Raw genomic sequence first — 22,812 nt, 5'->3', positions numbered from 1 at the left:
TATAAATGGGTAGAGTACAGGTTGCTGTAGAAGCATGTTTAATTCGTCTAATCACAGATACTTTATAAAGCATTTTAATACTTTTTTGAATCTGTCAATGCGTAAGTCCTATATCATTACATTAGCTCACACAAAAACTTTATAACACAATCAAAAATTAGAGAAATATTTCAAAAATAACCGCGCTTTTTAGTTATAATCGAAGGCAAAGCCTTAAAAAATGGAAGCTAGGAATGTCTAACTCCACAATTAAAATTTTTGTTGGTTGCGATCCGAACAACTGTGACTTAGAACAAATGATGGTTCTGGACTATAGTGTCCGCAAGCATACCAATCATCCAGTTGAAATTATATGGATGCAGCTTAGTCACGATCCGAATAGTCCATGGTATACCAATCAGCAAACTGGTGAAGGTTGGCATACAGCACACTGGGCAACCCCTTTTTCAGGTTTTAGATGGGCAATTCCAGAATCATGTAATTTTGAAGGTCGTGCCATTTATATGGATGCTGATGTCGTCGTACTCTGCGATATTGCAGAATTGTGGGCGCACCCTAAAAAAGATGATGCAATGGTGATTGCCAAAGGCGGAAAGAACTCAGCCAGACTCTGTACTTGTGTTTGGGATTGTGAGAAAGCCAAAGCATATCTTCCCCCATTAAAAGAGATTCAAGCTGATCCTGAAAGCCATAAAAAGCTGATGCGGCTTTTAAAAGACAAACCCAAATTAGTTCAATCTTATCAAGACTCCTACAATAATATTGATGGTGAAGATTTAGCTGTTGATCAAATCAAAATCCTGCATTATTCAGATATGGGTACCCAGTTTAGCCACAAGTATTCATTACCACGCCTAGAGGCTGCAGGTCAGAAACATTGGTTTGATGGTAAAATTATGCCGCATCCACGTGAGGATTTGACGGAACTATTTGATCAATATTATCAAGAGGCGATTGCCGCCGGTTATCATCCAGAGAACTATCGTATTGAGCCATTTGGTGATTTCTCTAAAGCATCCCAAATACATTATCGTGGCAATAAAGTGACACGCCCAGAAGATAAAAATTGGTTTGCACGCTCCCTTCACAACCTAAAAACCAAGTTGAAAAAGAAAAGTTTTTCTTTAGATGACTAAAATATAATTGAAACTAGATCAGCTCTAATCCGCTATCTAGTTTCATTACTCTTGATGATTTTATAAATGAGTTTTTAAATGGTTCACTTCTTTTCAGGTCGTATTTCTAGAAGTATTTATAAATTGATTTATAAACTTTTCTTCCCTAAAGTAGCAAAACACAACCGTCGCTATTGGCCACTTTATAGTGTTGAACGCGACTCACAGAATCGTATTGAGAAAATTTATTTTAAGAAAAAACTGGTTTCTAATAATCTCATTCCCCCACAAGTTTCGCATAAAAAATGCACGCTGGTCGCAACAGGCCCTTCGATTCAACAACTAAATCCTGAAATTCTGCATCAAAGCGATCAAGATTATATCGGTGTAAATGGTGCTATCGCATTTGATTCAATTCCATTTTCCAGTTATGTCATTATTGACCATAACTTTGTGAATAATCGTTTCGACCTAGTTCAAAAAGTCTTGAATAGCGATTGCACGTTTTACACCACACCTCGTTGCCTAGACCTGATTTTAAGACATGTTCGGATTGAAGATCTTCATTGCCAAATCAAAACTATTGAAACGATTACTGACGGTCAAGTCGAAACCTTTTTAGACCATGCTAGACACTTTGATCAAAATGAAACTGACTTCTTTATTCACAAAGGCATGGGTTTTTCACTTGATATCTATAAAGGGACTTTTGACTACTTTACCGTGGCTTATGTAGCCCTTCAGATTCTCTATACACTGGGGTATAAAGAAATTTATATCGCGGGTTTAGACATGAATAATTTTTCTCAACCACGTTTTTATGAAAGTATTGGCGGACAGCAACCGACCACCTTAAATCATCATGTCGATGACGTATTTCAAGCCTTTGATGTCGCGGCAACGCTATTTAAAGAAAAAGAGATTAAAGTTTTTAACCTGTCTCCAAGCAGTGCTGTACAAGCATTTGAGAAGATTGACCCGAGCACCTTGCTTTAAACCCTGAAAGCTCTTGTTTTAGATATCGAGTAATGAACCTTCTAGATACATCCCTTTTTCATAATAATGACTCAGGGTTTTTCTTTCCTTACCTGCAAGCTTGATCAGTTTTGGCATTTCAGCAGGTGGATAGTGAATTGCCATATCAATAAGTACTTTTTCTTTGACCCATTGGTGCTTGACCTGAAAATACAGCGCATTCTTATCGCAGTTAATTAAGCACATACTTGGTAAATGATTACGCATCACTTTCTGACAAGCCACATACGCCACCAGATATTCCAGCCGGCCAATGTGCTGAATCAAGTCCTGATAATCAGGTTCGGTTTCTTTGAGTTTTTGCAGATAAGCTTTGGGCGTTAATTCAATCGCCGTAACCAGTTCATCAAACCAGTACTTAAAAAATGGATTTTTTGCAGCACTTGCCAACAACCAGTTTTCTAAAACAGGAGAAGTTTTGATGGTCGTGTTCTTGGCACGATAATAAGCAAAACTATTGGTCTTGGTCTTTTTAACCAGATCCTGAATCCAGTCTAAAGACTCATATACAATCGTACTGGCATCTAACCAAATACCACCATATTGATAGATCAATTCAAAACGGAGCAGATCGGCCTTTTGTTGTGGTGTTGCCTTGGGGAAGCGACCAAAATCAATATCACAAAAGCTTTTCACTGTATCTGGTGTGAGAAAATGAACATCATAATCTGGATTGGTCTTTTTAACTTGTTCCACACATTCTTTCACAAATCCAGCCAGCGGACCTTCCCAATACATCCAGATTTTCTTTGGAATGGCCGCATCAGTAATAGTCGGATTAAGCACAATCAAATCTGCTTCATTGTCTATGGCTGCATTAACCCCTCTCTTTTTGTTCGAATACATCGTATAGAACTTTAAGAGATAGAATATTTTTTTAAATATTTTCATACAGGTCACTCAGCCATATCTTTATATTACTTCAGCCCATCTTTGTTCCAAAGTGATTTACCCAAACAATTTTAATTAAAAATAAAGATGCCTAATCGCATAAAAACGATCACGCCACATTCTTTTCTGTTTTTTGAACCCATGTGAAGCACTTCTATTTTCCAGTGCTTTACGTTGAATACCCTGTGTTGCCACAGTGCCTAGAATATCACTATCAATCCCTGCAGGTTGGACAAAAGGCTGCCACACCCCCAATCCTTTGCCATTTTTACTTAACCAGCTTTGAAAAAAGATATCGACAGGAACTTGCATGGTTTTACCAAGCTCAACAAATGCCTCAGCACCTGCTCTTGACCATACTAAACCTACACCACGGATGGGAAAGTAATAAGCATGCCAGATTGTATAACCATCAATCTGAACAATGTCTTTTGCCAATTTCTTCTTTTTTGCAGCAAGATTCACCACATACCATTCGAGTTCTTTATGCTGATCAAGATAGCTGATTAATGAATTAAGATTTTGTTTAAAGTTAGGCAACACTTCAATGTCATCTTCTAAGACAACTAAATAATCGGCATCCGTTTCTAGAAATTTTTCAGCACAACCGTAGTGACTTAGATAACAACCCAACTCAGAATTCATTAAACTACGCCCTAATATTTTCTGAGCAGCAAGATCATCGTAGTTTTCAAATTCAGATAAGGCTTTACCTCGCCCATCATAAGCAGAGAATCGGCTAAAATCCCATCCCGCTTGATTGAGCTGAGCTGTCGCACTTGCTAAACGTTGATCACTGCCGTCTAAATTAATAAGATAAGTCACAACTTTCATTTGCTTTCCTTCATTTAAACCGCAGTAGTCGGTTGAATTTGGCTGGGTAAAAACCCTGTAAATTTTTGAATCAGTGCGGCTCGGATGCGTCCTTCTGCTAATGATTCCAATTGATCTAGACTTTGTATACAGCCAAATTTAATCTCAGAATTAGATAAAGCTAATATAAATTTTTCCAAATCACGACCATCTTTTAAATAAGCAATATCAATATCATCTTTTAAAACGGCTTGATCAGATTGAATTGCTAAATGATTAGACAATCCCACTGGTAACAATTGATCAATGTTCCTAAATTTGAACTGAATTTGCTGGTCTAAAAGCTCTTTATTATTCTTAAAGAAAGTACTGAGCAAATCACGACTGAGAATATGAGGGCGATGATGAATTTCGTAATATCTGGTCATTCCCACACGATCTGCACTCAACATTTGAGCCGTTGAATATTTCGCTTCAGCTACCTTTCCAAAATTCTGCTGTAAGAATTTTCGGAAAATATATTTCATTTTCTTGATGAGTGTTGCTTGCCAATGTCCATATATCACCATCTGACCATCAATAAGAAAATCACTTAAATCAGACTGTTGATTGAAAAAGAAATCATCATTCAGATAAATAAAATGATTTGAAATCCCTTTAATATTCCACAACATACTTTCAATACTTAATGAATTGAATGTCGGTAAAGCAAACTCATAACCACGGAATAATTCTTGATGATCAACGATTTTTATTTTTTCAGCAGGACATAAACCTTGCTGGGAAAATTGGTCTAACCACAAAGGTGTTTGCTGATCCGTCACGACATAAATCGTGCCTGCATATGGAACATACTTAAGAATTGAGGCGATGCAGAAATAGATTTCATCGTTACTTGCAAAACGAGTATCATCCAAAGCATTTGGTGGTTCGTTTTGATTCATAAATTGACGGCGTTTATTTTTCAGAGAGATATCATTCCCATCGACCCATGCGATGACGATATCAAGCGGATGCAAACCTTGATTCATAAATCAAAACCTTCCATAAATACAGATTTACTGCCAAGCATCCTTGATCCAATCTGATGGCAATACATAACGATACCATTTACCACCACCACCATTGATTGCATCAGGTGGATTAATTTCACCGTGGAAAATAATAATCTTAACGCCTTCTGGTTTTACTGGTGCTTGGAAATAAGCAAATGGTATTTTTCTTAGACAATGATATTTATAGCTTTTACACCACTGATCATTCCAATAACTCAATTTTCCTTCTTTGTGAACAAACCAAGATAGATAAGCTTGCTCATTACGGAATTTCTGACGGATTTCATCAAAATTTTCACGAAAATACGGCAAAATATCAGGAAAAGCTCCTAACTTAAAACGATAAACCGAACTATTCCCCGTAATGCGCCAAGGTCGCTTCCAGTCATGAATAATCAGAAACTCACCTGGTTCTTGGAAGAAGCAATCTATATTATCTACGATGACAACATCGAGATCTAAAAACAGTGCATTGCCTTTTAAACCATACAGATCAGGTTCAAAAGTTGAGAGTTTATTCCACCCACGCTCTGGACTTCCTGCAGGCAAATCTAATGGAGGAATCGGGAAGCATTGTACATTCGGATCAATACCTTCTGTACGATCCGTTAAGCACACCATTTTAAAAGGTAAAGTAAGATGGCGTTGCACCATATTATATAAACGATTGACATACTCGGCACCGTACTTGGTTCCCCATTTCATGCACAAAATAATATTGTCTTCATGAGCTGCCGAATCTTGTTGAATGTCTGCCATCTGCTAACCTTAAATGCCTTAGATATTATTTTAAATGCGCGGGAAATCATCCCAAATCGTCAAAACAATATGCACTGAATGTTGAGCTATCTTAGCATAGACCTTGTAACTTTTTTTATTATTAATTCGTCAAACCCTTCAAGCCATTTATGTTTTTTTCACCTTATCAATTGATACCAAATAAATCTCGAGTGTAGATTTTTTCCATGACATCACTGAACATCGGCACCATACGATTGACAATAATCAGATCAGAAGCCGATTTAAATTTTTGTAAACTACTCATCACCGGATGTCCCAAATACTCTTTAACATCCAAAGTAGGCTCATAAATCACAATCTTTATACCCTCTTGAGCAAGTCCTTGTAATACATCATGAACCGCGGATTCTCTGAAATTATCTGAATCTGCTTTCATCGTTAGGCGAAATATACCCACACATGAAACATTATGACTCTTAATATCTTCAATGATCGCCTGTTTGCGAGTTTGGTTAGAGCGAATGATCGCTGAAATCAGCTCTTGAGGAGTATCATCATAATTAGCTAAAAGCTGTTTGGTATCTTTAGGCAAGCAATAACCTCCATAACCAAAAGAAGGATTATTGTAGTGATCACCGATGCGTTGATCCAAACCCACACCATTAATAATATCCAAAGCACTTAGTTTATTTTTTATACAATACGTGTCCAGCTCATTAAAAAATGCTACTCGCATTGCCAAATATGTATTTGAAAATAGTTTAATGGCCTCAGCTTCAGTTGAGTCAACACAGAGTAAAACTGCATCCTTTCTGACCGTAGCTTTTAAATACAATTTCGCAATCTTTTCTGCGCGTTTAGATCTTTCACCTACGATAATTCTAGATGGGTAGAGATTATCTTGTAAGGCCTGCCCCTCTCTCAAGAACTCTGGAGCAAATATTAAGTTCTTAAGTTTCAGCTTATTCGAAATTTCTTTGGTATAGCCCACAGGCACTGTAGATTTAATAATCATCAGCGCTTTTGGGTTTATTTTTTGAATATCATCGATGACAGATTCAATACTAGAAGTATCAAAATAGTTGGTTTCAGGATTATAGTTTGTTGGGGTTGCAATAATAATCAGCTTAGCATCCTGATAAGCACGCTCTTTTTCAGTCGTTGCCTCAAGATGCGACTCAGTTAAATAGTGTTGTATGCAAGTATCACTAATCGGTGAAACTTTTTGATTTAATAACTTTACGCGACTTTTATCAATATCTAGTAAAACCACATCATGCTGCTTAGCAAACAATAAGGCATTTGATAAACCCACATAGCCAGCACCCACTACAGTAATCTTCATTCGTTCTCTGATTTTATTCTTGATCTTAGTGACCAAGCTAAAGAAGTTAGATGAAAGATTAATGATGATTTAATTGCAATCTATTGACATTGTTTCAATAAAAAAGCGAAGCATGAGCTTCGCTTTCTTCGCAGAGTTTTACTTATTTAACGTAAGTTAACCAATCTGCATATTTATCATTACGACCTTGGACTGCATCAAAGAAAGTCTTTTGAATTTCTGTAGTAATCGGACCACGTGAACCACAACCAATTTGTCGGTCATCATACTCACGGATTGGTGTTACTTCAGCAGCTGTACCTGTGAAGAATGCTTCATCAGCGATATAGAATTCATCACGTGTGATACGGCGTTCGATCACTTCATAACCTAAATCTTTAGCAATCGTGATCACCGTTTGACGTGTAATTCCTTCTAATGCACCACCAGCCAAATCAGGTGTATGTAATACGCCATCTTTGATCAAGAATACATTCTCACCAGCGCCTTGGCAGACGAAACCTTGAGGGTCAAGCAACATTGCTTCGTCATAACCTGAACGTGCGACTTCTTGGTGTGCCAAGATAGAAACTGTGTAGTTACCACATGCTTTCGCTTTACACATCGTCACGTTTGGATGATGGTGAGTGAATGAAGAAGTTTTTACACGAATACCACGTGCCATCGCTTCTTCACCAAGATATGCGCCCCAACCCCATGCAGCTACAGCAGCATGAATCGTGTTATCTGTTGCAGCAATACCAAGTTTCTCAGAGCCAATCCAAATTAATGGACGAAGGTAGCAAGACGCTAATTTATTTTCACGAACAACGTCAATTTGTGCTTGTTCTAATGTCGCTTGATCAAATGGAACATTCATTTGATAAATTTTTGCTGAATTTAATAAGCGCTTAGTGTGATCTTGCAAACGGAAGATTGCTGTACCATTTGGGGTTTCATAGGCGCGGACACCTTCAAAGACGCCCATACTGTAGTGTAGTGTGTGAGTTAAGACATGAATTTTTGCATCACGCCAATCCACTAATTTTCCATCTTGCCAAATAAAACCATCACGATCAGCCAAACTCATCGCACATACTCCATTTTTTTACACAATCATTCACTTTCCAATGCTATTGCACTTGGATCAATTAACCTTTGCCATAACTTGCAAACGATCTCGCGGGTATCGTGCCAATCCGCAGCATTAACTTGCATAGATTGATTTGCAAGTGCTAAACGGTGGCTCTCAGCTCGTTCACGGAGATAAGCGTGTATTAATGCTGTGGCATCTTCACTGGATAAGCAGCCTGCTTTAGCAGCATCTTCTAGAATTCTTACATTATCGGAAAAATGGGCGAGATCTGTATTCGTCCCACTCCATGCAAGCACTGCATACTGTGCCATAAATTCGATGTCAACGATACCACCTGAGTCCTGTTTTAAATGAAAAATCCCATGTTTTTTTTGCTCAGAAGATGAACCCAAATGATCTTTCATTTTCTGACGCATTTTTAACACTTCTTGACGTACCTGATTTTCATCACGAACCTGAGTTAAGATTTGACAGCGTACCCGTTCAAATTGCTCACATAAACTTTTCTCACCTGCAATTGAACGTGCACGAACGAGCGCTTGATGTTCCCAAAGCCAAGCACTTTTTTGTTGATACTGCTCATAAGCTTTCAGACTCGTCACCAACATCCCTGCTTCACCAGACGGTCTTAATCGGGTATCAATTTCATAGACCCGACCATCAAGTGTTTGAGTAGTCATCAAGGACATAAATTTCTGAGCAACACGGATCGCAAACTCTGCACCACTGATCCCTTTACGTCCGTCAGTCTCTGTTTGCTCTTGAAAGTCATGAATAAATACTAAATCCAAATCAGAACCATAGCCTAACTCGATACCACCTAGCTTGCCATAACCAATGACGGCAAAAGCTTGCGCATCCAAACTACATCGTTGACCCTGACTGTTGACAGGGTAACCATGACGTTGCGCAATCGCTTGATAAGCTAAATTTAAAGTCGCTTGGACACATACTTCAGCAATATCTGTTAATGCATCTGAGACTTTCATTAAATGACTTTCAGCCAAAACATCACTGGCAGCTACAGCGAGTACGTTGCTCTTTTTAAACAACCTCAATACTCGCATTTGATCTTCAACCTGATCAATTTCAATGCGCATTAATTGTTGGCGTAAGGAATCTTCTAAATCTTTGCGTTGAGGCAACCCAAAGTCCATTGAAAGGAACTCATCCAACAAGACGGGGTATTGTGTTAACTCTTCACAGATCCACGGGCTTACTGTCGCCATTTTTACTAAACGCTGCAAAGCACCACGACTTTCCATCAACATGACTAAATAGACAGTTCGTCGTAATACAGACTCAACCAAGGGCATTAATCGTAATAAAGCCATTTGAGGTTGATCTGATTGTAAAATGGCTTCGACTAGATGAGGCCAAAATTTCTTAAGCCGTTCTAAAGCACTCGCAGGAATTTTACGTAGTGCTTGCCCATGCCAAAAATTTTGGATCAAGTTTTTAGCATCATCATCCAGAACTGCATTCAGACGTTGTTCTAGTTCTACAGAATCATCTATGGGAGCAGAGAACTCTTTCTCTTGAATGAGTTGTTTAAACTGAACTTTGACTTTATCTCTTTTTTGATTCAGAACATTTAAGAAAGAATTCCAATCACTAAAACCCAAGGTATCTATCATACGTTGGCGCAATTCAGGTTCAGACGGTAGAGATTGAGTTTGTTGATCATTTAATGCCTGAATTGCATGTTCAACTCGTCTTAAAAACAAATAAGCATCTTCAAGATCAAAAACAGCTTGCTGATCTAATAATTCAGCATCACCCAAATGATGCAAGTTAACTAAACATTGTCGATCTTGCAGCTCACGTCGGGAACCACCATAGATCAACTGAAAAACTTGCACGATAAACTCGATCTCACGTATTCCGCCAGCGCCTAATTTAATATCATCTTCGATATTACGGCGTAGAACCTCTCGCTCAATCATGGCTTTCATTTCACGCATCGCAGCGAATGCAGAATAATCAACATAACGCCGGAAGACGAATGGACGAGCCATATCCATCAAATCTTCGCCTTCTTTTCCACCTGTAATCACACGGGCTTTAATCCATGCATAACGTTCCCATTCACGCCCATGCTGGCTCAGATATTTTTCCAAACCTGTATGACTGATCGCTAAAGCTGAACCGTCACCCCACGGACGTAAACGCATATCCACACGGAAGACAAAACCATCCGCAGTGATATGGTCCAACAGATAAATTAACTTCTGTCCCCACAAAATACAGAATTGCTGAACATCAATACATTTACGACCATTAGTCTCACCTTGCTCATCAAAAGCAAAAATCAGATCAATATCACTGGATAAATTCAGCTCTTTTGCACCAAGTTTCCCCATTCCAATGACAATCAAATCCTGAACCTGACCTGAATAACCGATTGGCTCACCGTGTTTAGCAATCAATGGCTTTCGCGCAAAATCTTTCGCAACGCAGATACAAGCATCAGCAAAATCAGAAAGCTCTCGAGTCAGTGTCACTACATCGGTTAATTGGTTTGCATCTTGCCAAATCCAACGAAACATTAATTTAGCACGCAAAATACGCAATGCCTTCATCCATGCTTGCTCATCAGTCTGAACTGCAACCGTTTCTTGGACGGTTTGGTGAATCGTTTCGGTAGATAAAGAGGTTGAAAATTGATCTTTGCTATAGGCTTGTTCTAATTCTGATTGGTATAAATTTAAAACTTGTTCTGCATATTGGCTTGCAACTAAGGTTTTATGTAGCTGTTCCGCATTCATATAAAAAAGCTCAACTGATGTCAGGTCATCTCTAGTAGTTATATCAGTTACATCGTTATCTTTAAAATCACTTTAGACTAATTTCGCTTTCGATTTATGTTGTTCGGTAGATAATTCAGCATTTTGGCGTTCAGCAGGTAAGCGAACTTTAAAGACGGTGCCCTCACCTTCTTGAGATGTCACACTGATTTCACCATGGTTCAGCTCAACAAAACGCTTACACAAAGAAAGCCCTAAACCCGCACCTTTTTCACCAGCTGTGCCCTTTAAACTCACCGTCATACGTGGTTGAAATAAATTCTGTATCTGTTCTTCTGTCATTCCCAAACCAGAATCTTTGACTCGTATTTCCACGAATTCGCCCTGAGGTTGGGCTTGAATATAAACTTTTCCTGCGCCATCCGTATCCGTAAATTTCAATGCATTTGAAACAAGGTTTTGGATCAAAGAAGTCACCATATTCATATCTGCATAGATTTTAAGACTCTCATCTACTTCATTGATCAATTGGATATTTTTCTTCAACGCTAAGGTTTTTAAAATATCTGTCACGATATCGGTAATTTGTCTTAATTTAAAATTTATTGGGTGATATACAAAACGCCCACCTTCAGCCATTGCCCAATTCAACAAACTTTCCAACAGGTTGTAAGTCGACTGTAACGTCTCATAGAGATAGTCAGCGATGTTTTGGATACTAGATTCATCCAATGTATCGCGCTCTTTAGCCAAAATCTCTGAAAAACCCAATAAACCATGGAAGGGAGCGCGTAAATCATGGGAAATAATAGAAAAGAATTTTGTCTTGCTAAAATTTAATGCGGACTCTTGTTCGTATAATTCTTTGAGTTCATCGTGATTGAGTTTCAATTCAAGTTTTTGCATAAAGCTTTTACAATGGTCTTGTAAAAGTTGTTTTTGAACTGCACTAAAATCTCGGACAGCTTCATCAAACAAAATTAGATAACCTAAAGAGGTCTGATCTGGATGCCTCAGATGAACAGCGACAAGGGATTGTGCTTTAGATTTCAACGCATGTACAAACGAAAGTAAATTTGAATAATGTGGATGAGCTTCATCAATAAAATCATTATTTACAAATAGAGTATTCAAACTTTTCGTGACTTTTGTAGCGTCAATTGCAGTCAACTTTTCTGAACAGTGATGCCAAAAATAAGGCTCTTGATGAAAAATAAGTAAAGCTTTACCGACTTGCATTAATGTTTTATTGAATTGTAAGAACTGTTCAAGCAAATTTTGCTCTGAAGTGAGACCCAAAGAAAGAGAAATTTTACAAGCACTTAACTTGTCGGCTTGCTGTAATTCTAGTAATTGAATAGCCATGCTTGCCTCTCGGATATTATCGTTATTCGGTTATTTACGTTTTAATAAGAAAAAATGTGAAAACTATCACTACTATTAACAAACTTTAACATAAAAGGCAATTCTTGATTAGATCAATTCGCAACAAAACGTGAAATTTCATTAAATTTAAACGTATTGAATTATGTATCGAAGATTTATTTTTTTAGCTACATGTTGAATGTTTAAATCATCATAAATTTTTATCATCGCTTCTGATCATACTAAAAAGACTTAGTGGGTATTCTTTAATGACATAATCAACTTCAAGATAGCTTACCTTTTCAGAACACACTAAAGCCTGAGCAGTACAATCCTTTACAGTCTTCTATTTGTCTTGTTCATAATAATTGTCGATATATTCAGTTATCACTGCTCTCAATAGAATTTCCATCTATGAGTAAATCTTTTTGCTTTATCTAACCGAACAAAGAGCTGCAAGATCATTAAAAAAAATTTGTCATACTTTTATAATTAAATCTAACACTCAATACTCTTTTATATTTATTGTCGGAATAAAATTTTAAATTAAAAATGATTTGGCATTAAAAAACCCCAAGCCTTTAATACCAGCTTGGGGTCTTTGAATCTTGGTCCCGAGGGTCGGACTCGAACCGACACGTCATCTCTGACAGCGGATTTTGAGTCCGCCGCGTCTACCAATTTCACCACCTCGGGAAGAGTGCGATGCTTTGTGTTGCGTATGATAACCTGTTTGATTTTATTGTCAAACCCCATCTTTAACTTATTGTTCACTTTTAAATCATTCAGTTATTTTTCTTAGGAAGTTATCAGCAGCTCAGCGCAAAAATACAAAAAAGACTATACTACGCACAATTTCTGCAATGTTTTAGATGTATGCAACTTTCAGACTTTTCATTTGATCTCCCTGATGAACTTATAGCTCGCTATCCTCTAGAAAGCCGTAGCGCTTCGCGTTTACTTCATATCGATGATCAAGGTCATTACCATGATCATAGCTTTACTGATATTTTGGATTTATTAAACGAGGGTGATTTGCTCGTATTAAATGATACCAAAGTCATGAAGGCTCGCTTGAAAGGTAAACGTGCAACTGGTGGGGCAATTGAAGTTCTTGTTGAACGTATGCTGGACACACACACAGCTCACTGTCATATTAAATCAAGTAATTCACCTAAAGCTGGTGCAGAACTTTATATCGGTGAAGATTCAGTTCCAGTTACGGTACAAGGTCGCCATGAAAACCTGTTTGTGGTTGAGTTTTCACAACCGATTTTATCGGTACTTGATCAATACGGTCAGCTTCCTATTCCTCCTTATTTCAATCGTGAAGCAGAAGAAATTGATACAGAACGATATCAAACGGTTTTCCACGATCCTGAAAAAATTGCTAGCGTTGCTGCTCCAACAGCAAGTTTGCACTTTGACCAAGATTTATTAGAAAAATTAGCTGCAAAAGGTGTGCAAAAGACATTTGTGACTTTGCATGTCGGTGCAGGCACATTTATGCCAGTTCGTACAACAGACATTACCAATCACATTATGCACAGTGAATGGTGTGATGTTCCACAATCCACGATTGATCTTATTTTAGAAACCAAAGCACGTGGTAATAAAGTGATTGCAGTCGGTACGACAGCAACTCGTGCATTGGAAAGCGCGGCTCAAGCAAATGATGGCAAAATTGCTGCATGGACAGGTGATACCCAGATTTTCATTTATCCAGGCTACCAATTCTGTATCGTCGATCGTTTGATTACCAACTTCCATTTGCCCGAATCAACACTTTTAATGCTTGTTTCTGCGTTATCAAATCGAGATAACATTTTATCGGCTTATGAGCATGCAGTTAAAGAACGTTATCGTTTCTTTAGCTACGGTGATGCTATGCTAATAGACAAATTAATCGTTTGATTTAAATACGCTTATGCCGATCGATACAGTACAACAAGCATTACATATAAGACGTAAAAAAAATGCTCAAGTTTTTCGCAATATCGCTCGGCTGTGGGAAGCGGGACAATCATCACACACGGATCAAGCATTACTAGATGCCTTGCATCCGTGGCGTGAAGATCACAGCCTGCATTTTTTTAATATTTTGCCTTATTTATTGGCAACAATTAGTCTAAGTACTCTAATCTTTGGATATTTTCTACATCCCCATCTACAATTTATTTGGAGTTTCTTAGGTGCTTTTTTGACAGGTTTTCTTGCTTATCTACTTTATGAGTCAAAACAACCACTTGAACAAGTGATTGAATATTTAGAACAAAGAATGATTCAACTTCGTTATGGTTTAAACTTCCAACAACTCCCTGCTTATCTTCCGATTCAGGCGCAACCATTACTTGTAATAAGTAAATTGAAGCAATCTTTCCCACTGTTTAATCGTGGAACTGAATCAAATGAAATTACACATTATGCTTCTACCGTTTGGGACGATGGAACGACTAAACATCAAGTCCTGATTTTTAAATACCATTACGTAACTGAAATGCCAATTTTGCAAGATGGCAATAGCGATAAAAAAATCGTTAAAGAAATCCATAAAGATTTATGGGGTGCTTTTGTTTTTCAAATGCCGAATTTGGGCATTGCTATTAGTGATCAGCGCTCTCGTTTTTTTGAACCGTATACTCGCTCATGGCAAAGCAGTGATATTTTAATTAATCAGAAACTCAATATTTTTGGTCTAGATCAGCATCAACTTGCAAAAAGTATTAGCCCAAGTTTGACACTCAAGTTACATGATTTTTTTGAACATTTTTCAGGTGATTTAATTTATCATCATGAAGAACAGATTTTATGTTATCTCGGTGAACAAGATCTTTTCCGAATCACGAGTAAACATGATGCAATCAACGATATACCAGCATTGAGAGGTCATTTACGAACCATGACGATGCCTGAATATCAGCGTTTTCAACAATTGATGCTTAATTTAATTCAATAAATAGTCTATAAATCTTTTTAGAACAAAGATAAGTGGAATTTGCTCAGTTCCATTAAGGCAACAATAACGAGGTAATCATGACTGGTTTAATTATTTTCTTGGGGATTTTTGTTCTTTTGATTGTATGGGGCATTCATATTCGCAATACGATTGTACGCTACTTTAATGCGACCAAACGTGCGTGGTCAGAAGTGGCTAATTTTGAACGTCAAAAAGTTAAAACGCTTGAATCTTTAGAAACGACCTTGAGCCGTTACACTGAGTTTGAAAAATCAACCTTAGAAAAAGTAACTGAGCTTCGTCAGCAAATCCTTAATTTAAATGTTAATGATACTGATATTTCTCAACTACAAAGCATCGAAAAAATGAGCAAAGAACTCATTCGCAGTCTCAACGTTGTTGTTGAAAATTATCCTGAGCTGAAAGCAGATACGCTGTACAGCAAAATGATGGATGATATTCAGGAGCAAAATGAAAATGTCGGTGCTGCTATTACGATCTTTAACCGTAATGTTGAGTTATTCAACAATCATATCCAGATTTTCCCAAATAATTTGATTAATACAATGACATTATCCAAGAAAGAAATTCGTCCTTTCAAAGATAATTTAGCGACTGAAAATTTTGACTATAAACCAAATTTTTAAAAGCAAACTTATACATTTAAAAGCCAATTTCAGCTTTATCTTGAAATGGCTTTTTTATTTTTTCTCTATAGCTACATTTAGTAGTAGAACTACACACCATAATCAAGGAAAATAGCCGTTTTTGATCAGCGAACTGTTTTTTCGCCTTGATGGATTGGTGTCATGCAATTTGAAAAATTAGGTCAGTCGGGGCGCGCCCGTCGTGGTCGACTCACTTTAGAACATGGTGTTGTTGAGACACCTGTATTTATGCCCGTTGGTACTTACGGTACTGTAAAAGGCATGTTGCCTCGTGATATTGAAGAGATTCAAGCACAAATTATTTTGGGTAACACCTTCCATTTATATTTACGCCCTGGCTTAGAAGTGATTAAAGAGCACGGCGGTCTGCACGAGTTTATTCAATGGGATAAACCAATTTTGACTGACTCAGGTGGTTTCCAAGTATTTAGCTTGGGTGCAATGCGTAAAATCAAAGAGGAAGGCGTGACTTTCCGCTCTCCAATTGACGGTTCAAAAGTTTTCTTATCTCCTGAAATTTCGATGGAAATTCAGCACGTCTTAAATTCAGACATCGTGATGATTTTTGACGAATGCACACCTTATCCAGCAACACATGAAGAAGCTCAGAAATCATTACAGCTTTCTTTACGTTGGGCAAAACGTTGTAAAACCCACCACCACGATGAACTTAAGAATAAAAATGCATTATTCGGCATCATTCAAGGTGGTATGTACGAGGATTTGCGTGATGAATCTCTTGCAGGCTTACTCGAAGTAGGTTTCGATGGTTATGCGATTGGAGGTCTCTCTGTAGGTGAACCTAAAGAGGAAATGATCAAAGTTCTTGATTATTTACCAAACAAAATGCCTCAGGATAAACCTCGCTATTTGATGGGTGTAGGTAAGCCAGAAGATATCGTTGAAGCGGTTCGTCGCGGTGTTGATATGTTTGACTGCGTAATGCCTACACGTAATGCACGTAACGGTCATTATTTTGTCACTGATGGTCTGGTAAGAATTCGTAATAGCAAATATCGTCATGATAAAGGACCTTTAGACCCTCATTGCGACTGTTACACTTGTAAAAACTTTACTCGTGCCTATTTATATCATTTAGAGAAGTGCGGTGAGATGTTGGCATCGATGCTCGGTACGATTCATAACTTACGTTATTACCAACGCCTTACTCAAGGCATGCGTGATGCTCTAGATAATGGTACGTTTGACGAGTATGTTCAGGACTTTTATGCCCGTCGTGGTTTAGAGGTTCCACCCTGCCCTGAAGATTAATGTATAAGTAAATGCATCAAGATTTGCGCCTAAACGCAAGACAAGGTACATTGCAAAACGAATTGGAATTTAATCGTAATTTTTCGCTTTATCTTTTATTAGGAAATTAAAATGAGCTTTTTCATTTCTACCGCTCACGCTGCTCCTGCAGCAGCTCAAGGCCCAAGCTTAATGGCAAACTTATTGATGATTGCTGTTTTTATTGCAATCTTCTATTTCTTGATCTGGAGACCTCAAGCTAAACGTGCGAAAGAACACCGTTCTTTGATCGAAAGCTTAGGTGTAGGAAGTGAAATCGTTTTTGCTGGTGGTTTAATGGGGAAAATCACGAAGCTTGATGGTGACTTCGCTGTTGTTGAGTTAAGCCGTGGCGTAGAAGTAAAAATCCAACGTGCAAGTGTCATTTCAGTATTACCTGAAGGCACACTAAATAACCTTTAATCATAAAATAGTCGTGCCTCAGCACGACTTTTTCATTTAAGAAGAAAACGAATGCGTTACCCTGCATGGAAATATTTACTGATTCTCGTCGTTCTCGTGATCAGTACGTTATATGCACTTCCAAGTCTGTATCCTGATGAACCTGCTGTCCAAATTTCTGGTGCAAAAGCAGGTACACAAATTGATCAAACGGTTGTGCAAAAAGCTGAGCAGATTCTGAAAGCTGCCAACATCAGTAGCCATGATAATAGTTTCACCAACAATGCGGCATTATTACGTTTAGATACTTCAGAAGCTCAATTAAAAGCGAAAGAAGTGCTACGTCGTGATTTAGGTGAAGACTACGTGGTTGCACTTAACCTTGCGCCAACCACACCTGAATGGTTGCAAAAGATTGGTGCAAAACCGATGAAACTCGGTTTGGACTTACGTGGTGGTGTACACTTCTTGCTCGAAGTCGACATGGATAAAGCGATTAGCCAACGTATGGAAACATCGGCAACTGATCTGCGTCGTCAATTTCGTGACAACAAAATCAAATTTAATAATTTAGCACTGAATAACAATACCATTACTGTTCAGTTTGCTAATACAACTGACCGTGATGCAGCAGCAGATTTCTTACGTCGAAATGGCAATGAGTTCACACAACAAGCACTTGCAAGTACAGATGGTGCTTTATTAAAACTCAACTATACGGATGTTCGTCGTCAAGAAATTCAATCTTACGCGGTGAATCAAAACTTAACGACCCTACGTAATCGTATTAACGAGTTAGGTGTTGCTGAAGCATTGGTACAAACTCAGGGTAGCAACCGTATCGTGGTTGAGTTACCTGGCGTTCAAGATACTGCTGAAGCAAAACGTGTCTTAGGTCGTACAGCAAACTTAGAATTCCGTTTGGTTTCAGATAGCAATGATCAATATATTGATCCATACACTGGAAAATATAACGATCAACCTCTTCCTCCAGGTACTGAAGTTTTTGCTTTTGAATCACTGGACAGCGGTCGTCAGCTTCTACTTCAACGCAATCGTATTTTGACAGGTGAACGCGTTCAAAATGCAAGCTCTGGCTTTAGCCAAGACTCTGGTGGTGCAGAAGTTAATATTACGTTAGACACTGCTGGCGGTAAGTTAATGGCAGATGCAACACGTAATGCTGTTGGCAAACGTATGGCTGTATTGTTTATTGAAAATAAACAAAAAATTAGCTATGTCACTGATCCAGATACAGGTACTCAGACTGAAGTCCGCACACCGTATACTGAATCTGTTGTAATCAACGCTGCAACAATTCAAGCCGTTTTAGGATCTCAATTCCGTATTACAGGTCTTGATTCTCCTCAAGAAGCAGCCGAACTTGCTTTAATGTTACGTGCGGGTGCGCTTGCAGCGCCAATGTACTTTGTTGAAGAACGTGTTGTCGGTCCAAGCCTTGGTCAAGAAAATATTGATGCAGGTGTGTTATCTACTCAGATTGGTTTCATTCTTGTTGCAATCTGGATGGTGGTATTCTTCCGCTTGTTTGGTGTAATTGCGAATTTCGCTCTGGTATTTAACCTTGCGATGATTCTTACTGTTATGTCTTGGTTAGGTGCTTCCCTTACCCTTCCTGGTATTGCAGGTATCGTGATTGGCATCGGTATGGCTGTCGATGCAAACGTTCTGATCTGTGAACGAATACGAGAAGAAATGCTGTGGGGTGCCTCTCCAAAACAAGCCATTGTTGCGGGTTATGATCGAGCCTATAACACTATTTTTGACTCGAACTTAACGACGTTTATTGTTGCATTTATCTTATTCGCTATCGGTACAGGCCCGATCAAAGGCTTCGCTGTGACGCTTATGATTGGTATCGTATGTTCGATGTTTACTGCGATTACAGTAACACGTGCGATCGTACAACTCATTTATGGCAAACGCCGTAATTTGACTAAGTTGAGCATTTAAGGAGATTCATATGACTGATCTGACTCAACAAGACTCAAAACAATACGGTCGTCCTGATGATGCAAAAATCATCCCATTTATGAAGATAGCAAAACCTGCTGCAATCTTCTCAATCTTGCTGACCATCGTAAGTATCTTTTTTATTGCGACGAAAGGTCTAAACCTCGGTTTAGACTTTACAGGCGGTGTATCAGCTGAGTTGAATTATGCCCAGGCAGTTCAACCTGCTCAAGTTTCACAAGCATTAGATCGTGCTGGATTTAAAGACGCTGTTGTACAAACGTTAGGAAGTAATACTGACCTAATTGTACGTATGCCAGTACAAGAAGATTTAAACGTAGCAGACCTAAGTGAAACGATCACTAAAGCAGTACAGTTACCAAACAATGCTGCTGAAGTGCATAAAGTTGATGCTGTAGGTGGTCAAGTCGGTAATGAGCTATACATTCGCTCTGCTGGTGCATTAGCGCTTGCGATGATTCTGATGTTAATTTACGTGACTATTCGCTTTGAGTTCAAACTTGCGATGGGTGCTGTGTTATCGTTATTCCACGATATCATCATTATTATCGGTACATTTGCATTATTCCAATGGCAATTTGATCTAAGTGTACTTGCAGCGATTCTTGCGGTAATGGGTTTCTCACTTAACGATAACATCGTTGTCTCAGACCGTATTCGTGAAAATTTCCGTAAGATTCGCGGTGCGACACCACGTGAAATTGTCGATATTGCATTAACAGAAACTTTACGTCGTACCATTCACACCTCAATGACATTGTTACTTGTAGTTCTAGCAATGATGTTTGTTGGTGGTGATGGTCTGCATTTATTCTCTGTTGCAATGTTTGTCGGTGTATTCGTTGGTACCTATTCATCGATTTATATCGGAACAGCATTTGCATTATGGCGTGGTCTTAACCGTCAAGATTTTATTGTTCAAGTTAAACCTGAATTTGAAGAAGATCATATTCCTTAAGGTTTTCCACAAATACAGATTAAAAATGCCAGTGTTATCACTGGCATTTTTTGTGGGTGATCATTTTAAATTAGTATTTAGTCATGTTGAATTACCTGAATATCAGGAAACTGGAAACCTCTACAAGACAGTTCTGCTCGCCAAGCTATAGTCAATATAATTTTTTGATTCAACGAAAAGTTCTGATAACCAAATGTTCCAATTAAAGGATGTGAACACACCCCTCCCTGCTGTTCTGGATGTACATTTGTATTCAGAGTATTCAGATCCAAACGGATACCCAGACCTGAAGCTTTTAAAACAGCTTCTTTGGTCGTCCAAACTTTAAACCAGTACTCCCTATCTTCATCCAACTGTTGCCAAATTTCATATTCTTTGGGATGAAAAGCATGTTTAGCAAAAGCATCAAAACGCACTTTGCGTTCCAATTCCTCGAGATCAACACCAATATCCCCAATTTGATCACTTAGTCCTAACACATAACTTTCTTTGCTATGTGAATGGTTAAAGTTGAGCATATGAGAAGTTAAATAAGGTTTACCATGCTCATGTTTGGCAAAATCTAAATCAGCAACATCACATCCGAGATGTTGTGATAGTAATTGATTACGAAACTGCTTGATCTGTTGTTTTTTATAGTCATTAAATGAGCGAAAATCAGAAAAATCGCTTTGCTGTAAATCTAAAATGTTATCTAACGTTTGAACATGTAATTCAATCTTACGCTGACTCATCAATCATGTCCTTATTGATAAAAAAAACCCAAATTAAAATTTGGGTTTTGATGACACTCAAAAAATTATCGCTTAAATTTCTTTTCAGCCTTTTTGAATTTCTGAATATAACGACGCTTACGTGCTGCAACGCGCTCATCCACTTGAGACTTACGCCCTTCGAATGGATTTTCAGAAGTTTTAAAATCGATTTTTACAGGGGTGCCTTCCAGTTTATAAACCTTACGAAACACGTTTTCTAAATAGCGACGGTAATCCGCAGGTGTCTTATCCACTTTATTCCCGTGAATCACAATCGTTGGTGGATTTTGTCCACCCATATGCGCATAACGCATTTTGATACGACGACCACCAATTGAAGGCGGCTGATGTGCTTCAGTCGCATCATTTAGAATTTGCGTTAATTTAGCTGGTGATACTTTCAGATTTGAAGATTCATAGGCACGATGAATAGATGGGTATAATTCGCCTACACCTGTACCGTGTAAAGCTGAGATCAAATGAATCTTTGCCCAAGGAATGAAATCGAAACGACGTTCAACATCGAGTTTACATTGCTTACGATCGTACTCGGTCATGTTGTCCCATTTATTGATGGCAATCACCATCGCACGACCCGCTTCAAGCGCATAACCGATCAAATGTAAATCTTGTTCAACAATCCCTTCACGAGCATCAACTACAACGACAACTACATGTGCATCTTTCATTGCTTGCAAAGTTTTTACGATTGAGAATTTCTCAATCATTTCATCAACCTTACCTTTACGACGCACCCCTGCAGTATCAATCAACGTATATTGACGACCATCTCGTTCAAATGGGATATAAATCGAGTCACGTGTCGTACCTGGTTGGTCAAATGCAACTACACGTTCTTCACCAAGTAAGCGGTTGACCAATGTTGATTTACCAACGTTAGGACGACCAATAATGGCTAATCGTAAACCCGTGTTTTTATTATGCTCTTCTGGATTCTCATCTTCAGGTACTTCAGCTAATACCTCTTCAAGCATTTGCTGAACACCACGACCATGACTCGCAGCAACTTGCATCGGTTCACCCATACCGAGCTTATAAAACTCAACAAGAGCTGCTTCAGCATGTACACCATCAACTTTGTTAGCAACTAAGTAAACTTTTTTACCCAATGTACGTAGTTCACGGGCAATTTGCTCATCTGATGCTAAAAGTCCAGCACGTGCATCAACTACAAAGATAATAATATCAGCTTCATGGATCGCAGTTTTTGACTGCTCCGCCATGTAAGAGTCAATACCACCCTCATTTTCACCGATACCACCTGTATCAACCACAATAAAGGATTTGTTTTGATAAACCGCGTCACCATATTTGCGGTCACGAGTTAAACCAGCGAAGTCAGCAACCAAAGCATCACGGCTTTTTGTGATTTGGTTAAATAGCGTTGATTTTCCGACGTTTGGACGACCAATGAGCGCAATAACGGGTTTCATAAATTAACCTTAATTCAGACGAGCCATCGTTGATGACAGCATTCTAGAAACAGTATGGAAGATTTTGGTGATTTAAAAAATCACAATAAAAATTCGGGGTTTTGTATACACAAATACCCCGATCATTCTTTTATTAGCAACTGCTAATTAAA

The 22,812-nt window shown here is 38.3% G+C and carries 19 protein-coding genes and 1 tRNA gene; 9 read left to right on the top strand and 11 right to left on the bottom strand.

Annotation, left to right across the window (positions count from 1 at the left end):
- The first annotated feature begins 233 nt into the window (after positions 1-233).
- Together ACSC97_RS09620 and ACSC97_RS09615 are read left to right on the top strand one after the other, a co-directional pair.
- On the top strand, positions 234-1,136 hold the full coding sequence (locus tag ACSC97_RS09620) for a hypothetical protein (protein ID WP_016540679.1): 903 nt from the start codon (positions 234-236) through the stop codon (positions 1,134-1,136).
- A 78-nt stretch (positions 1,137-1,214) separates the two neighbouring features.
- Positions 1,215-2,111 (top strand): LPS biosynthesis protein, encoded by an 897-nt coding sequence (locus ACSC97_RS09615; protein WP_016540680.1) that lies wholly within the window; start codon positions 1,215-1,217, stop codon positions 2,109-2,111.
- 18 nt (positions 2,112-2,129) lie between these two features.
- Here the strand turns inward: ACSC97_RS09615 and ACSC97_RS09610 are convergent, their stop codons facing one another.
- The 9 genes from ACSC97_RS09610 to ACSC97_RS09570 all read right to left on the bottom strand — a co-directional run bounded on the left by ACSC97_RS09610 (position 2,130) and on the right by ACSC97_RS09570 (position 12,878).
- Positions 2,130-3,041, bottom strand: coding sequence for a glycosyltransferase family 32 protein (locus tag ACSC97_RS09610; RefSeq protein ID WP_039047050.1), 912 nt, complete (start codon positions 3,039-3,041; stop codon positions 2,130-2,132).
- Between the two features lie 75 nt (positions 3,042-3,116).
- A complete protein-coding gene (locus tag ACSC97_RS09605; protein WP_280094927.1) occupies positions 3,117-3,875 on the bottom strand; it encodes a glycosyltransferase family 25 protein in 759 nt (252 codons plus the stop codon).
- Positions 3,876-3,889: 14 nt separating this feature from the next.
- On the bottom strand, positions 3,890-4,885 hold the full coding sequence (locus ACSC97_RS09600; protein ID WP_436660638.1) for a capsular polysaccharide biosynthesis protein: 996 nt from the start codon (positions 4,883-4,885) through the stop codon (positions 3,890-3,892).
- Positions 4,886-4,912: 27 nt separating this feature from the next.
- Positions 4,913-5,668 (bottom strand): hypothetical protein, encoded by a 756-nt coding sequence (locus ACSC97_RS09595; RefSeq protein ID WP_004950347.1) that lies wholly within the window; start codon positions 5,666-5,668, stop codon positions 4,913-4,915.
- 166 nt (positions 5,669-5,834) lie between these two features.
- Positions 5,835-6,995: a nucleotide sugar dehydrogenase gene (locus ACSC97_RS09590; RefSeq protein ID WP_436660635.1), complete on the bottom strand. Its 1,161-nt coding sequence runs from the start codon at positions 6,993-6,995 to the stop codon at positions 5,835-5,837.
- 142 nt (positions 6,996-7,137) lie between these two features.
- Positions 7,138-8,064, bottom strand: coding sequence for a branched-chain amino acid transaminase (locus tag ACSC97_RS09585; protein ID WP_004950342.1), 927 nt, complete (start codon positions 8,062-8,064; stop codon positions 7,138-7,140).
- A 26-nt stretch (positions 8,065-8,090) separates the two neighbouring features.
- Complete coding sequence (gene glnE, locus ACSC97_RS09580) at positions 8,091-10,838, bottom strand: bifunctional [glutamate--ammonia ligase]-adenylyl-L-tyrosine phosphorylase/[glutamate--ammonia-ligase] adenylyltransferase (protein ID WP_004964099.1); 2,748 nt, start codon at positions 10,836-10,838, stop codon at positions 8,091-8,093.
- 72 nt (positions 10,839-10,910) lie between these two features.
- Positions 10,911-12,182: a sensor histidine kinase gene (locus tag ACSC97_RS09575; RefSeq protein ID WP_004908952.1), complete on the bottom strand. Its 1,272-nt coding sequence runs from the start codon at positions 12,180-12,182 to the stop codon at positions 10,911-10,913.
- A 609-nt stretch (positions 12,183-12,791) separates the two neighbouring features.
- Positions 12,792-12,878: transfer RNA gene (locus ACSC97_RS09570), tRNA-Leu, on the bottom strand.
- Between the two features lie 180 nt (positions 12,879-13,058).
- On the opposite strand from ACSC97_RS09570, the gene queA reads away from it, so the two are divergent.
- The 7 genes from queA to secF all read left to right on the top strand — a co-directional run bounded on the left by queA (position 13,059) and on the right by secF (position 20,451).
- The gene (queA, locus tag ACSC97_RS09565) at positions 13,059-14,096 is read left to right on the top strand and encodes a tRNA preQ1(34) S-adenosylmethionine ribosyltransferase-isomerase QueA (protein ID WP_286686669.1); all 1,038 of its coding nucleotides are present in this window, start codon (positions 13,059-13,061) and stop codon (positions 14,094-14,096) included.
- A gap of 13 nt (positions 14,097-14,109) precedes the next feature.
- On the top strand, positions 14,110-15,138 hold the full coding sequence (locus ACSC97_RS09560) for a hypothetical protein (protein ID WP_436660632.1): 1,029 nt from the start codon (positions 14,110-14,112) through the stop codon (positions 15,136-15,138).
- 77 nt (positions 15,139-15,215) lie between these two features.
- Positions 15,216-15,785, top strand: coding sequence for a LemA family protein (locus tag ACSC97_RS09555; protein ID WP_099949192.1), 570 nt, complete (start codon positions 15,216-15,218; stop codon positions 15,783-15,785).
- Positions 15,786-15,947: 162 nt separating this feature from the next.
- Positions 15,948-17,078 (top strand): tRNA guanosine(34) transglycosylase Tgt, encoded by a 1,131-nt coding sequence (tgt, locus tag ACSC97_RS09550; protein ID WP_004908968.1) that lies wholly within the window; start codon positions 15,948-15,950, stop codon positions 17,076-17,078.
- 111 nt (positions 17,079-17,189) lie between these two features.
- Positions 17,190-17,519: a preprotein translocase subunit YajC gene (yajC, locus tag ACSC97_RS09545; protein WP_004908970.1), complete on the top strand. Its 330-nt coding sequence runs from the start codon at positions 17,190-17,192 to the stop codon at positions 17,517-17,519.
- A gap of 51 nt (positions 17,520-17,570) precedes the next feature.
- Positions 17,571-19,472 carry a protein translocase subunit SecD gene (gene secD / locus ACSC97_RS09540; RefSeq protein WP_151958805.1) on the top strand — a complete coding sequence of 634 codons (1,902 nt, stop codon included), beginning with the start codon at positions 17,571-17,573 and terminating at the stop codon, positions 19,470-19,472.
- Positions 19,473-19,482: 10 nt separating this feature from the next.
- Entirely contained in the window at positions 19,483-20,451 is a 969-nt protein-coding gene (gene secF / locus ACSC97_RS09535; RefSeq protein WP_004908975.1) for a protein translocase subunit SecF, read from the top strand.
- Positions 20,452-20,528: 77 nt separating this feature from the next.
- Here secF and ACSC97_RS09530 read toward each other — a convergent pair whose 3' ends face one another.
- Both ACSC97_RS09530 and der read right to left on the bottom strand, forming a co-directional pair.
- Entirely contained in the window at positions 20,529-21,185 is a 657-nt protein-coding gene (locus ACSC97_RS09530; protein WP_436660628.1) for a 4'-phosphopantetheinyl transferase family protein, read from the bottom strand.
- Positions 21,186-21,250: 65 nt separating this feature from the next.
- Complete coding sequence (der, locus tag ACSC97_RS09525) at positions 21,251-22,660, bottom strand: ribosome biogenesis GTPase Der (RefSeq protein ID WP_004908978.1); 1,410 nt, start codon at positions 22,658-22,660, stop codon at positions 21,251-21,253.
- Between the last annotated feature and the right edge of the window lie 152 nt (positions 22,661-22,812).

It is taken from the genome of Acinetobacter sp. P1(2025), from assembly GCF_051390655.1.
Classification (GTDB): domain Bacteria; phylum Pseudomonadota; class Gammaproteobacteria; order Pseudomonadales; family Moraxellaceae; genus Acinetobacter; species Acinetobacter junii.
The sequence above is the reverse complement of the archived record's forward strand: the minus strand, read 5'-3'. Positions and strand labels throughout refer to the sequence as shown.

Bases quoted from the DNA above. Each gene is read 5' to 3' on its own strand.
- ACSC97_RS09620 (WP_016540679.1), top strand. From the start codon at position 234: ATGTCTAACTCCACAATTAAAATTTTTGTTGGTTGCGATCCGAACAAC.
- ACSC97_RS09615 (WP_016540680.1), top strand. From the start codon at position 1,215: ATGGTTCACTTCTTTTCAGGTCGTATTTCTAGAAGTATTTATAAATTG.
- ACSC97_RS09610 (WP_039047050.1), bottom strand. From the start codon at position 3,041: ATGAAAATATTTAAAAAAATATTCTATCTCTTAAAGTTCTATACGATG.
- ACSC97_RS09605 (WP_280094927.1), bottom strand. From the start codon at position 3,875: ATGAAAGTTGTGACTTATCTTATTAATTTAGACGGCAGTGATCAACGT.
- ACSC97_RS09600 (WP_436660638.1), bottom strand. From the start codon at position 4,885: ATGAATCAAGGTTTGCATCCGCTTGATATCGTCATCGCATGGGTCGAT.
- ACSC97_RS09595 (WP_004950347.1), bottom strand. From the start codon at position 5,668: ATGGCAGACATTCAACAAGATTCGGCAGCTCATGAAGACAATATTATT.
- ACSC97_RS09590 (WP_436660635.1), bottom strand. From the start codon at position 6,995: ATGAAGATTACTGTAGTGGGTGCTGGCTATGTGGGTTTATCAAATGCC.
- ACSC97_RS09585 (WP_004950342.1), bottom strand. From the start codon at position 8,064: ATGAGTTTGGCTGATCGTGATGGTTTTATTTGGCAAGATGGAAAATTA.
- glnE (WP_004964099.1), bottom strand. From the start codon at position 10,838: ATGAATGCGGAACAGCTACATAAAACCTTAGTTGCAAGCCAATATGCA.
- ACSC97_RS09575 (WP_004908952.1), bottom strand. From the start codon at position 12,182: ATGGCTATTCAATTACTAGAATTACAGCAAGCCGACAAGTTAAGTGCT.
- queA (WP_286686669.1), top strand. From the start codon at position 13,059: ATGCAACTTTCAGACTTTTCATTTGATCTCCCTGATGAACTTATAGCT.
- ACSC97_RS09560 (WP_436660632.1), top strand. From the start codon at position 14,110: ATGCCGATCGATACAGTACAACAAGCATTACATATAAGACGTAAAAAA.
- ACSC97_RS09555 (WP_099949192.1), top strand. From the start codon at position 15,216: ATGACTGGTTTAATTATTTTCTTGGGGATTTTTGTTCTTTTGATTGTA.
- tgt (WP_004908968.1), top strand. From the start codon at position 15,948: ATGCAATTTGAAAAATTAGGTCAGTCGGGGCGCGCCCGTCGTGGTCGA.
- yajC (WP_004908970.1), top strand. From the start codon at position 17,190: ATGAGCTTTTTCATTTCTACCGCTCACGCTGCTCCTGCAGCAGCTCAA.
- secD (WP_151958805.1), top strand. From the start codon at position 17,571: ATGCGTTACCCTGCATGGAAATATTTACTGATTCTCGTCGTTCTCGTG.
- secF (WP_004908975.1), top strand. From the start codon at position 19,483: ATGACTGATCTGACTCAACAAGACTCAAAACAATACGGTCGTCCTGAT.
- ACSC97_RS09530 (WP_436660628.1), bottom strand. From the start codon at position 21,185: ATGAGTCAGCGTAAGATTGAATTACATGTTCAAACGTTAGATAACATT.
- der (WP_004908978.1), bottom strand. From the start codon at position 22,660: ATGAAACCCGTTATTGCGCTCATTGGTCGTCCAAACGTCGGAAAATCA.